The sequence below is a fragment of the Prevotella communis genome, from assembly GCF_022024115.1.
GTDB classification, from domain to species: domain Bacteria; phylum Bacteroidota; class Bacteroidia; order Bacteroidales; family Bacteroidaceae; genus Prevotella; species Prevotella communis.
The window spans coordinates 2,464,000-2,476,254 of record NZ_CP091792.1 but is presented as its reverse complement, the minus strand read 5'-3'; the positions used below and the strand labels follow the sequence as shown (position 1 = coordinate 2,476,254).

14 protein-coding genes are annotated in these 12,255 nt (G+C 49.8%); 12 read left to right on the top strand and 2 right to left on the bottom strand.

Going from position 1 to position 12,255, the window contains the following annotated elements; genetic code table 11:
- Window positions 1-19: 19 nt before the first annotated feature.
- From L6468_RS10370 to L6468_RS10310, 12 genes are all read left to right on the top strand, one after another.
- Entirely contained in the window at window positions 20-1,603 is a 1,584-nt protein-coding gene (locus L6468_RS10370; RefSeq protein ID WP_237793174.1) for an NAD(P)/FAD-dependent oxidoreductase, read from the top strand.
- Between the two features lie 82 nt (window positions 1,604-1,685).
- Window positions 1,686-2,306 (top strand): cytidylate kinase-like family protein, encoded by a 621-nt coding sequence (locus L6468_RS10365; RefSeq protein WP_091852899.1) that lies wholly within the window; start codon window positions 1,686-1,688, stop codon window positions 2,304-2,306.
- Between the two features lie 9 nt (window positions 2,307-2,315).
- Window positions 2,316-3,080, top strand: coding sequence for a TerB family tellurite resistance protein (locus L6468_RS10360; RefSeq protein WP_091817952.1), 765 nt, complete (start codon window positions 2,316-2,318; stop codon window positions 3,078-3,080).
- A 59-nt stretch (window positions 3,081-3,139) separates the two neighbouring features.
- Entirely contained in the window at window positions 3,140-4,246 is a 1,107-nt protein-coding gene (locus L6468_RS14810) for a 5-formyltetrahydrofolate cyclo-ligase (protein ID WP_431356687.1), read from the top strand.
- Between the two features lie 74 nt (window positions 4,247-4,320).
- Window positions 4,321-5,664 carry a signal recognition particle protein gene (ffh, locus tag L6468_RS10345; protein ID WP_091817956.1) on the top strand — a complete coding sequence of 448 codons (1,344 nt, stop codon included), beginning with the start codon at window positions 4,321-4,323 and terminating at the stop codon, window positions 5,662-5,664.
- 50 nt (window positions 5,665-5,714) lie between these two features.
- Window positions 5,715-6,593: a bifunctional methylenetetrahydrofolate dehydrogenase/methenyltetrahydrofolate cyclohydrolase FolD gene (gene folD, locus L6468_RS10340; RefSeq protein ID WP_091817957.1), complete on the top strand. Its 879-nt coding sequence runs from the start codon at window positions 5,715-5,717 to the stop codon at window positions 6,591-6,593.
- Between the two features lie 10 nt (window positions 6,594-6,603).
- On the top strand, window positions 6,604-6,801 hold the full coding sequence (locus tag L6468_RS10335; protein ID WP_237793173.1) for a tetratricopeptide repeat protein: 198 nt from the start codon (window positions 6,604-6,606) through the stop codon (window positions 6,799-6,801).
- Between the two features lie 173 nt (window positions 6,802-6,974).
- A complete protein-coding gene (locus tag L6468_RS10330; RefSeq protein WP_143005713.1) occupies window positions 6,975-7,340 on the top strand; it encodes a hypothetical protein in 366 nt (121 codons plus the stop codon).
- A 179-nt stretch (window positions 7,341-7,519) separates the two neighbouring features.
- Window positions 7,520-7,750: a 4Fe-4S dicluster domain-containing protein gene (locus tag L6468_RS10325; protein ID WP_091817964.1), complete on the top strand. Its 231-nt coding sequence runs from the start codon at window positions 7,520-7,522 to the stop codon at window positions 7,748-7,750.
- A 3-nt stretch (window positions 7,751-7,753) separates the two neighbouring features.
- Entirely contained in the window at window positions 7,754-8,836 is a 1,083-nt protein-coding gene (locus tag L6468_RS10320) for a 3-methyl-2-oxobutanoate dehydrogenase subunit VorB (RefSeq protein ID WP_091817966.1), read from the top strand.
- A 4-nt stretch (window positions 8,837-8,840) separates the two neighbouring features.
- The gene (locus tag L6468_RS10315) at window positions 8,841-9,611 is read left to right on the top strand and encodes a thiamine pyrophosphate-dependent enzyme (protein WP_091817968.1); all 771 of its coding nucleotides are present in this window, start codon (window positions 8,841-8,843) and stop codon (window positions 9,609-9,611) included.
- Between the two features lie 31 nt (window positions 9,612-9,642).
- Window positions 9,643-10,188: a 2-oxoacid:ferredoxin oxidoreductase subunit gamma family protein gene (locus L6468_RS10310; protein WP_091817969.1), complete on the top strand. Its 546-nt coding sequence runs from the start codon at window positions 9,643-9,645 to the stop codon at window positions 10,186-10,188.
- A 63-nt stretch (window positions 10,189-10,251) separates the two neighbouring features.
- Here the strand turns inward: L6468_RS10310 and L6468_RS10305 are convergent, their stop codons facing one another.
- Both L6468_RS10305 and L6468_RS10300 read right to left on the bottom strand, forming a co-directional pair.
- A complete protein-coding gene (locus L6468_RS10305; RefSeq protein WP_091817971.1) occupies window positions 10,252-10,719 on the bottom strand; it encodes a tetratricopeptide repeat protein in 468 nt (155 codons plus the stop codon).
- Between the two features lie 19 nt (window positions 10,720-10,738).
- On the bottom strand, window positions 10,739-12,250 hold the full coding sequence (locus tag L6468_RS10300; protein ID WP_237793172.1) for an alkaline phosphatase family protein: 1,512 nt from the start codon (window positions 12,248-12,250) through the stop codon (window positions 10,739-10,741).
- Window positions 12,251-12,255: the final 5 nt, after the last annotated feature.

The window sequence follows — 12,255 nt, the reverse complement described above, 5'->3', positions numbered from 1 at the left end:
ATTTGTAATTTTGCATCCAATGACAAACGAATATCAACTACGCGTTTTGCCGCAGGTGGCGGCCAGCGCAGATAAACTAAGGAAATATATAGCTGAGGAACAGGGCCTTGCCCTGGGCGCACTGAAGGCTGTGCGTATTCTGAAGCGCTCGATAGATGCGCGCCAGCGCACCATCTTCGTGAACCTGAAGGTACGTGTCTACGTGAACGAGCTGCCTACGGAGGATGAGTTTGAGCATGTGGACTATCAGGATGTGAGCAACAAGCCACAGGTGATTGTGGTGGGTGCTGGTCCTGGCGGACTCTTTGCTGCCCTGAGACTCATCGAATTGGGCCTCCGTCCTATTGTGCTGGAGCGAGGCAAGGATGTGCACGAACGCAAGAAGGACCTGGCGAATATCTCCCGTACCCAACAGGTGGATGGCGAGAGCAACTACTGTTTTGGTGAGGGTGGTGCTGGTGCCTATTCTGACGGCAAGCTCTATACCCGTTCGAAGAAACGTGGCAATACCGAGAAGATTCTCCGCGTGTTCTGTCAGCACGGTGCCTCGACCAATATCCTGGCTGATGCCCATCCCCATATCGGTACGGACAGGTTGCCTCAGGTCATCGAGGCTATGCGCAACACCATCATCCGTTGTGGTGGTGAGGTGCATTTCCAGACTAAGATGACGGAGCTCATCATGAAGGGGCAGCAAGTAATTGGTTGTGTGGCTAATGAAAAAGAATTCCTTGGGCCGGTGATCCTGGCGACAGGTCACTCGGCGCGTGATGTCTACCGCTACCTGAATGAGGCAAAGATTCATCTGGAGGCAAAGGGAATTGCTGTGGGCGTGCGTCTGGAGCATCCCTCGCAATTGATAGACCAGATACAGTATCATCGTAAGGAGGGCAGGGGACAATGGCTGCCTGCTGCAGAATATGCCTTTGTGACACAGGCTGACGGACGAGGCGTGTACTCGTTCTGTATGTGTCCGGGCGGTTTCGTGATTCCAGCCGCTACGGGTCCTGAACAGATTGTGGTCAACGGCATGAGTCCTGCCAACCGAGGTACACAATGGAGTAATTCGGGCATGGTGGTTGAGGTGAGACCGGAAGACCTGGAAAGTGGAAAGTATGGAGTGAAGAGTGAAAAATTTGCTCCCGCACTTTCGATGATGTATTTCCAGGAGGAACTGGAGCGGATGTGCTGGCAGCAAGGTAATATGAAGCAGACGGCTCCTGCCCAGCGTATGGCAGACTTTGTGAATGGCAGACTGAGCTATGATTTGCCGAGAAGTTCATATGCCCCGGGGCTGGTGTCGTCTCCGTTGCACTTCTGGATGCCAAAGCCTATCGCCTCGCGCTTGCAACAGGGCTTCAAGACCTTTGGTAAGCAGGCACATGGATTCCTGACAAACGAGGCTGTGATGATTGCCATGGAGACCAGAACATCGAGTCCGGTGCGTATTGTCCGTGACAACGAGACCCTGATGCATGTGCAAGTAGAGGGCCTGTTCCCTTGTGGTGAAGGCGCCGGTTATGCAGGTGGTATCGTATCGGCTGGCGTGGATGGTGAGCGTTGTGCAGAAATGTGTGCATCGTATATGGAAAAAGTTGGATGAAAATTTGGCGGATTCCATTTTTATTCGTAATTTTGCCGATGTACATAATGCTTTACGTGAAACCTAATAAATCTATACGCTTATGAATAAGGAGGAGAAATTTGTAATCACCATCAGCCGACAGTTTGGCACTGGTGGACACGAGATTGGAGCCGAATTAGCCCGTAGGCTTAATGTGAAGTTGCTGGATAAGCAGATACTGAACGAAATGGCTCGTAAATATAATATTGTGGAAGAGGCCGTAGAGAAAATAGAATCCCGCAATCCGTTGTGGCGTGATGATTTCACACAGTTCTACCGTTCGTATATGGCCGGAGCCGAGTATAATGGACAGGAGCACGACCAGACCTCACGCCAGTTGTTTGAGGCGCAGGCTGAAGTGATCAGGAAAATTGCAGCACAGGAGTCGTGCGTCATCGTGGGCCGTTGCGGCTTCCATATTTTCCGCAATCATCCGAATGCCCTGAAGATATTCATCCATGCAGATGTAGACTGCAGGAAGAAACGCATAGGGCGGAAGTATGATATTTCAGAGAGCGACGCGGCTGCCATGATCGTTGACAATGACTACAGTCGTGAGCTCTATACAAAGACGTTTACAGGCAGTGAATGGCAAGATGCCCGCAACTATGACGTCTCGTTGAACGTTAAGCAGTTTGGCGTGAACGGTGCCGTTGACTTCCTGATGAATGTCATAGGATAATAAAAAAATATGGCTTTTGGAAAATGGATTGGCGGCTATCTGGGATGGAGCGCCTTTGGACCCTTGGGGGGTATTTTAGGATTTGTAATAGGCGCACTGTTTGATACGGCTGTCAATAGTAGTGAGGGCGAGACTTTGCGCCTCACCGATGAGCAGTCGCAACAAGGTGACCGTAATAGTTTCTTTATCTCGATGCTGGTGCTGGCGGCCTATATCGTAAAGGCCGATGGCAAGGTGATGCATTCGGAAATGGAACTGGTACGAGGTATGCTCCGTCAGAATTTTGGCGAGGCTGCAGCTCAGCAGGGCGATCAGTTGATGCGCCAGTTGTTTGCTGAGCAGGACCGTCAGGGAAATGCCGCCTATAGGCAGAATATCCAGCAGGCCTGTAATCAGATTGCCTATCATGTAGATTATTCTGGACGATTGCAGTTGCTCAACTTCCTTGTGATGATAGCACAGGCCGATGGGCGTGTGGATCAGGTGGAGGTTGCTGCACTGAAGGAGGTTGCCCAGTGGATGCAGATGTCGCCCCAGGAAGTGGATGCGATGCTGCACCTGGAGGGTGACTCACTGGAGGATGCCTACAAGGTGCTTGGCGTGAGTGCGGATGCTACCGATGATGAGTTGAAGAAAGCCTATCGTCGTCTGGCTCTGGAACATCATCCCGACCGTGTGGCAAAACTGGGTGATGACGTACGTAAGGCCGCAGAAAAGAAGTTCCAGGAGATAAATGCTGCCAAGGATCGCATCTGGAAAGCCAGGGGGCTTTGAGATGTAAGATGTCTGATGTAAGATGTAAGAGGTAAGAGGTAAGAAGTAAGAGTTTAGAGTTGAAACAGCCGGCTATTTTGATTCCAGAGGGTTGCGACAAGGTGCTGTTGCACGCTTGTTGCGCACCATGTTCATCAGCTATTGTAGAATGGCTGATGGCGAATGGCGTGCGTCCCACCATCTTCTATTTCAACCCCAATATCTGGCCTCGTGAGGAATATGAGATTCGCAAGAACGAGAGTAAGCGCCATGCCGGGCGTCTGGGATTGGAATGGATAGACGGTGACTATGACCACGAAGGATGGCGTACGGGCGTTTGCGGGTTGGAAAACCAGCCTGAGCGGGGACTGCGCTGTGAGCAGTGCTTTACGTTGCGATTGACGGAAACGGCCCGTAAGGCTCAGAAACTTGGCTTCCGCTATTTTGCTACCACACTGGCCTCCAGTCGTTGGAAGAGTTTGGAACAGATAGAACGGGCAGGACAGAAAGCCATGGCTGAGGTACCTGGAACCGTGTTCTGGGCACAGAACTGGCGCAAGGGAGGACTGCAGGAACGCAGGAACCAGTTGCTCAAGGAGAATCAGTTCTATAACCAACAATACTGTGGGTGTGAGTTTTCTGCCAGAAACGGTGCGAACACGAAACCCCTGCTGAGAGCCCAGATGCGTGAGGCGAAGAAACAGCATCAGGCGCAGTTGGCCAGGATGTCGGAAGATATCGTCAGGAAGTTGCAGAGAATGACGGAATCACGGAATGTACGGACCGTGATGGCTTATTGGCCATTGCCCGACGAGGTGGATATCCGTCCTTTGGTAGACCAGTTGGCTGCCCAGGGCGTGTCGGTAGTGCTACCCAAGGTGACAGGTGATGAGACGATGGAACTGCGCCACTATGCTTCGCGTGAGGATCTTGAGGAGGGTGCCTTTCATATCATGGAGCCAGTAGGGGAGCCTTTCGTCGTTTTTGACCAGATAGACTTCGCATTGGTGCCAGGTATGGCATTTGATGCAGCCGGTCACCGTCTGGGACGAGGCAAGGGTTATTACGACCGCTTCCTCAGCACTCATCCTGATATATATAAAATAGGTGTGTGCTTCCCCTTCCAGCGTGTGGCGGAAGTGCCTTCCGAGGCGCATGATGTCGTGATGGATGAAGTGATATCATAAAAAACGAGACTCATAATTTGTGATTCTCGTTTTTTTGTTGTAATTTTGCACCCCAATAATTGCAATTATAAAATATGTTTGAGAATTTGAGTGAGCGACTGGAACGGTCGTTCAAGATACTGAAAGGTGAAGGAAAGATCACCGAGATTAATGTTGCCGAGACTTTGAAGGACGTGCGTCGCGCCCTGTTGGATGCCGACGTAAACTATAAGGTAGCCAAGCAGTTCACTGATACGGTGAAGCAGAAAGCTATGGGTATGAATGTGCTCACAGCTATCAAACCAAGTCAGTTGATGGTGAAGATTGTGCATGATGAGTTGACAGAACTCATGGGTGGAAAGGCTGTAGAGCTCAACCTTGAGAATCGTCCCGCTATCATCCTGATGTCTGGTCTGCAGGGTTCTGGTAAGACTACCTTCACGGGTAAACTGGCTAAGATGTTGAAGGACCGTCAGCACAAGAAACCCCTGTTGGTAGCTTGTGACGTGTATCGTCCTGCTGCTATTGAGCAGTTGAAGGTTGTGGCTGAGACCGTAGGCGTGGATGTCTATACCGAGGAAGGTAATAAAAACGTGGTAGAGATTGCCCAGAATGCTATCCGTAAGGCTAAGCAGGAGAGCTACACCGTGGTCATTGTCGATACCGCCGGCCGTCTGGCTGTTGACGAGGAGATGATGAACGAGATCTCTAACCTGAAGCAGGCCATTAATCCTGACGAGACCCTGTTTGTGGTTGACTCGATGACTGGTCAGGATGCTGTGAACACCGCCAAGGAGTTTAACGACCGTCTGGATTTTGATGGCGTGGTGCTGACCAAGCTCGATGGTGATACCCGTGGTGGTGCTGCCCTGAGTATCCGCACCGTGGTAACGAAACCTATTAAGTTCGTTGGTACGGGTGAGAAGATGGAGGCTATTGACGTGTTCCACCCCGAGCGTATGGCCGACCGTATCCTGGGTATGGGTGACGTGGTCTCACTGGTAGAGCGCGCCCAACAGCAGTTTGACGAGAAGCAGGCACGTGAGTTGGAGAAGAAAATCCGTAAGAACAAGTTCGACTTCAACGACTTCATGGCCCAGATTCAGCAGATTAAGAAGATGGGTAATATCAAGGAACTGGCCGGCATGATTCCTGGTGTGGGCAAGGCTCTGAAGGATGTGGACATCGATGATAATGCTTTCAAGGGCATTGAGGCTATCATCAACTCGATGACTCCCAAGGAACGCTCAAATCCGGATATCATCAATCAGAGCAGAAAGATCCGCATTGCCAAGGGTTCTGGCACCAAGCTTGAAGAGGTGAACCGCCTGCTGAAGCAGTTTGACCAGACCAAGAAGATGATGAAGATGGTAAGCGGTATGGATAAAGGAAAAATGGCGCAGATGGCTGCGGCTATGAAAAACATGAAGCGACCCTAAACGGGGCCGCTTCATGGCTTTTTATGACATTAAAGAACTAAACGAGTAATATGCAATTAATTGATGGAAAAGCAACGGCAACTGCTATTAAGGCCGAGATTGCCGAGGAAGTGAAGGCCATTATGGCCAAGGGTGGCAAACAGCCTCATCTGGCTGCAGTGTTGGTGGGCCATGACGGTGGTTCTGAGACCTACGTGAAGAACAAGGTGCTGGCTTGTGAGGCCTGCGGTTTCAAATCGACCCTCATCCGCTATGAGGACGACATCACGGAGGAGGAACTCCTGGCCTGTGTGGACAAGTTGAATAAGGATGACGATGTAGATGGCTTCATCGTACAGCTTCCTTTGCCCAAGCACATCGACGAGCAGAAAATTATCGAGGCTATCGACTATCGTAAGGATGTAGATGGCTTTCATCCTATCAATGTGGGGCGTATGGCTATCGGACTGCCCTGCTTTATCTCGGCTACACCTCTGGGCATCATTACCCTGCTGAAGCGCTATGGCATAGAGACCTCTGGAAAGAAGTGCGTCATTCTTGGCCGTAGTAATATCGTGGGTAAACCCATGGCTCAGCTGATGATGCAGAAACAGTATGGTGACTCTACCGTGACCGTATGTCACTCACGCTCAAAGACCCTGAAAGAGGAGTGTCGCGCTGCTGATATCATCATCGCTGCTATTGGTAGTCCTGAGTTTGTGACAGCTGATATGGTGAAGGATGGTGCTGTGATTGTTGACGTAGGTACAACCCGTGTGCCCGATGCAACCCGTAAGAGTGGCTTCCGCCTGACAGGCGATGTGAAGTTTGATGAGGTGGCACCTAAGTGCTCATTCATCACGCCTGTTCCTGGTGGCGTTGGTCCGATGACTATCTGCTCGCTGATGAAGAATACGCTTGCTGCTGGCAAGAAAGAGTATTATAAGTGAAAAAGGAAAAGTGAAAAGTGAAAAATTTGCTTCCGCTCAGGAGTGGTATGAGCGGGGTAACGAATACCGAAAGAAGAGTCAATGGCATGAAGCCATCAACTGCTATATACGAGCCATAGAGCTTGACCCCGACAGCCCGGCTGTCGAGGCCAAGCGTATGCTTGACGATATTATGGCATTCTATTGCAAAGATATGTATAATCCTTAGGGAAAGCCCCTGAGGATTATTTTTTTTACCTGTATTTACGGGTGTTTCCAGTGAGTTGAAAACTTTTTTTTAGTTCTGGGTTTAAACCTTTTCCAGACTTCTGCGTCATATATACAGAAAACAGGATAACATTTCGATATTAATAACTTATAAAAAGGGAAAGGAAACAAATTATGAAGAAGGTTGTTTTAACAGTGGTAACAGTGATGACGTTTGCAATGGGTTTCGCCGAGACGACGCCAAGTCACAGAATGATGTTTGACAGACAGCCTGTGAGCTACGACATGAGTTTCGACATGCACCGTTTGGCAGTGAAACTGGGTTTGACATTTGAACAGATGGAGACCGTAGAAGTGATTCAGAACTGCTTTAATAACGAGGTACAGGAAGCCGCAACGTCAAGAGGCCTTCAGCGCCGCCACCTGATCCATCAGGCCGTGCGCAAGGATGCACAGCAGATGCGCAGGGTGCTCAATGATGAGCAGTTTGAAACCTACATGACACTACTGGGCACCACACTAAGAAACAAAGGTCTTTAGAAACCTAATGAAAGGAGATGTCGGGGGAGCAGCAATGTTCCCCCGATGTCTTTTTTTGCTTATTGTCATATAAAATGGAAAAATGGAAAGAAAAAGGCTATTTTCTTTTGCATTTTGCTTACAAATTAGTACCTTTGCAGCCAATTTCGTAAGAGGTTAATGCGTTAAACAAATACAATATGGCAAAAATGAAAGGCGCTATTGAGGTGAATACCGAGAGGTGTAAGGGATGCAGTCTCTGCGTCATCGCCTGCCCTCAGAAGGTTATCGCCCTGGCCAACAAAGTTAATCTGCACGGTTATCCCTATGTGGAGGCTGTCAACGAGGAAGCCTGTGTGGGCTGTGCTTCGTGTGGCATTGTCTGCCCAGATGGCTGTATCACCGTGTATCGTAAAAAAGTGGAGGAATAAACTATGGCAGAAGAAAGAGAAGTTGTGTTGATGAAAGGCAACGAGGCTATTGCCCACGCTGCTATTCGATGCGGATGCGACGGCTATTTCGGCTATCCTATTACTCCGCAGAGTGAGGTGATTGAGACGCTGGCTGAGTTGAAGCCTTGGGAGACCACTGGTATGCAGGTGGTTCAGGCAGAGAGCGAGCTGGCCTCTATTTATATGGTTTATGGTGCTGCCGGTGCCGGTAAGCGTGCTATGACCTCATCATCATCTCCTGGTATCGCCTTGATGCAGGAAGGTATCACCTATATGGCTGGTGCCGAAGTGCCTGGTGTGTTTGTCAATGTGCAGCGTGGTGGTCCTGGTCTGGGTACTATCCAGCCTTCACAGGGTGACTATAATCAGGCTACCCGTGGTGGTGGTAATGGTGACTACAAGGTGATTGTCCTGGCTCCCTCTTCTGTACAGGAGATGGCTGATTTCGTAGATCTCGCCTTTGAGTTGGCATTCAAGTATCGCAACCCTGCCATGATTCTGAGTGATGGTGTCATTGGTCAGATGATGGAGAAGGTGGTGCTGCCTCCTTTCAAGCCCCGTCGTACTGACGAGGAGGTTATCAAGGAGTGCCCCTGGGCATCAACAGGTAAGCCCAAGAACCGTGAGCGCGTGGTGATTACCTCGTTGGAGCTGAAGCCTGAGGCCATGGAGAAGCGTAACCTGGCTCTGCAGGAGAAATATCGCAAGATTCAGGAGAACGAGGTGCGTTTTGAGCAGCAGCAGATGGACGATGCCGAGTATGCTATCGTAGCTTTCGGTAGTGCCGCCCGTATTGCAGAGAAGAGCGTAGAGATTGCCCGTGAGCAAGGTATTAAGGTCGGTTTGTTCCGTCCTATCACGCTGTTCCCCTTCCCTGAGAAGCAGATTGCTGAGCTCTCTAAGAAGGTGAAGGGTATTCTTGTAGCTGAGATTAACGCTGGTCAGATGGTACAGGACGTACGTCTCGCTGTGAACGGTGCTGTGCCCGTGGAGCAGTTCGGGCGTCTGGGAGGTATCGTTCCCGATCCAGAGGAAATTGTTAATGCACTTAAGAAGGTAATGTAAGGTTATGGATAGAAATCAAATAGTTCAACCAGAGAATATCGTCTGCAAGAAGCCGACGCTGATGAACGACAATAATATGCACTACTGCCCTGGCTGTAGCCATGGTGTAGTACATAAACTTGTGGCCGAAGTCATCGAAGAGATGGGAATGGCAGACAAGGCCGTAGGTGTATCGCCCGTAGGCTGTGCCGTATTTGCCTACAATTATATTGATATCGACTGGCAGGAGGCTGCCCATGGACGTGCTCCCGCACTGGCCACGGGTATCAAGCGTACCTGGCCTGATCGTCTGGTCTTCACCTATCAGGGTGATGGTGACCTGGCATGTATCGGTACCTGTGAGACCATCCATGCCTTGAACCGTGGTGAGAATATCGTGATTATCTTCGTCAACAATGCTATCTATGGTATGACGGGTGGTCAGATGGCTCCTACAACGCTGATTGGCCAGAAGACCTCTACCTGTCCTTATGGACGTGATCCTGAGATTCACGGTTATCCACTGAAAATGGCTGATATCGCTGCTCAGTTGGAAGGAACCTGCTATGTGACTCGTCAGAGCGTAGAGAGCGTGGCTTCTATCAACAAGGCGAAGAAGGCGCTGCGTAAGGCTTTCGAGGCTTCTATGGCTGGTAAGGGTTCTTCTCTCGTGGAGTTTGTCTCTACCTGTAACAGTGGTTGGAAGCTGACGCCCGCTAAGGCTAACGAATGGATGAAGGAGAATATGTTCCCCTTCTATCCCAAAGGTGACCTGAAAGATACTACGAATCTTTAATTAAGAGTTAAGAATTAAGAATTAAGAAAAGATGAAGAAAGAGATAATTATTTCAGGTTTCGGAGGTCAGGGTGTACTTTCAATGGGTAAGATTCTGGCCTATAGTGGACTGATGGAGGATAAGGAGGTAACATGGATGCCTGCTTACGGTCCTGAGCAGCGTGGTGGTACAGCCAACGTGACGGTGATTGTGAGTGATGAGCGCATCTCTTCACCCATCCTCAGTAAGTACGACATTGCCGTGGTGCTCAACCAGCCTTCATTGGAGAAGTTCGAACCGAAGATTAAACCTGGCGGTATTCTTATCTACGACGGCTTTGGTATTATCAACAAGCCCACGCGTAAGGACATCACTGTCTATGAGATTAACGCTATGGATAAGGCTGCGGAGATGAAGAATAGCAAGGTGTTTAATATGATTATCCTTGGCGGACTTCTGAAGGTGGCTCCAGTGGTTAGTGACAAGGGCGTGGAGAAAGCTCTCTACAAGACCCTGCCTGAGCGTCACCATGGACTGATTCCTCTGAATATGGAGGCCCTGAAAGAAGGAGCTAAGATTATTGAGGAAGTGAAGTAAGAAAGGTAATCAGTGAATAATAATTAAGATAAAAGGGAACCGCGATGGTTCCCTTTTATTGTTTTATTTGTTCTTGCCTATGAGTGTCAGGATTCGCGTGGCCTCCTCACCGTCGGCTTTTGCTTTACGCAGGTCTTTCAGGATCTCGTCGCCGTGCTTCTCGTCGCTGATAGCGCGCTTTATCCATTTGCGTGCCTCCTCCTGATTAGCAGCCACGCCTTTGCCCTTCATATAGCATTTGCCCAGTTGAAACATGGCCTTGGCGTAGTCTTGTTTGGCTGATTTCTGATAGAGCTCAAAGGCTTTCTGGTCGTTCTCCTTCACGCCATGGCCTTTGTCGTAGCAGCGACCTAAACGGTACTGTGCCTTCTTGTGACCTTTATCGGCTGCAGCCTGCAATTTGGGTACAGCCTCTTTATACTGTTCCTGATCGTAGAGTTTCTTGCCCTCGTCGTAGAGCTTGTCGGCACTCTGTGCGCTTATGCTGATGCTACACATCAACAGTATACAAAGATAAATCAGTCTCTTCATAATTATCAATTATCAATTGTCAATTCTCAATCACTTCCAGGATGGCTTCGCCAGAGCAGGCGTTGGGCTGCTGGATGCTCAGCATCTGGCACACTGTGGGGGCAATATCATTGATATGTACCTCACGACTGGTAGCGCCATGCTTGATGTGCCAGCCATAGAAAAGTAGGGGAATATGGGCATCATAAGGATTCCAGGAGCCGTGGGTGGTGCCTACTGGTGACGACCAGTCGCCATACTCATAGTATCCGGGTTCTACAATGATGAGCATATCACCAGAACGGCGGGGATGGTATCCCATGAGCGCCATGTTCATCAGTCGCTCAGGCAGACTGCTGGTGCGTACTTTCTCGTAGTCAACCACTTGGACTACATTGGGGGCTGTGCGGAAGAACTCGGTGAGGCATTGTTTCACGTCGTCGAGTTTCAAATTCTGGTCGGCAATGGACTGGTGGTCCAGATAAATGCGAAGAACGGTGATATCCTTAATGACATTCTTCGTGGCACCTAACTTCTTGGCAATGTAGGCCTCGGCCTGCTTTTGGTAGTCCTGATAGAGCCACTTGCCACCATTGAGCTTGTGATCCTGCATGAATTTCCAGTTGTGAGCACCACCGTGGTCGGCTGTAAGGAAAAGCAGGTAGTTTTCGTGACCCACCTGTGCATCGAGTGCCATGAGCAAGCGCTTGATGTCCTTATCCAGTTCCCTGTAGGCCTCGTCTGTGTGTTCGCCACGTGTAGCCCATTTATGTCCGATAGCATCCGTCTGAGAATAACTGACACAGAGCATGTCCGTAGTGCCGTTGCGCCCCAGGTTCTCGCCCTTTAGGGCTGCGATAGCCATATCGGTGATGAGATGACCGCAGAGAGGTGAGAGCGACACATCCTGTCCCACCTTCTTCAGTTCTTCGTTCTTGGCTAACTGGGCGTTTATCTTCTTAGCATAATCAGGCAATTCCTGCATGTAGTAAGTGCTGCTGACAAAGCAGCCAGAGGTATTGTCGAACCAGAAAGCGGCGTTGGCACTACGACCGGCTGGCAGGATGGCTGCACGATCCTTGTAGCTGACACCAATGACCTTGGACTGGAAGTCTGTGTGTAAACGTAGTTGGTCGCCAATGGTCGATGCAAGAAGCAGATGGGGCGACGACTGTCCTTTCTTCGTGTCGGAACCAACGCTTTGCACACGCTTGTCGCTGACGCATCCTACACTTTCGCCGTCAACATAGAACGAGTTGCCGCAGATGCCATGAAAGGCCGGTGTCGTGCCAGTATAGATGGACGTGTGTCCGATAGCCGTAACTGTAGGAATGTAATTTATCAAACAGTTGTTGCACGAGTAACCCTCATTGATAAGGCGTTTCAGTCCACCTGGCGGCATCTGGTTGAAATAACGACTCAGGTAGTCCCAACGCATCTGGTCAACAACGACACCTACCACAAGTTTGGGGCGTTCTCCAAACTGCTTCTGTGCGTGCACCGAGAAGGTAATGGTCAACAGAAAACAAATTAGAAAGAATAATCTCTTCATATCAA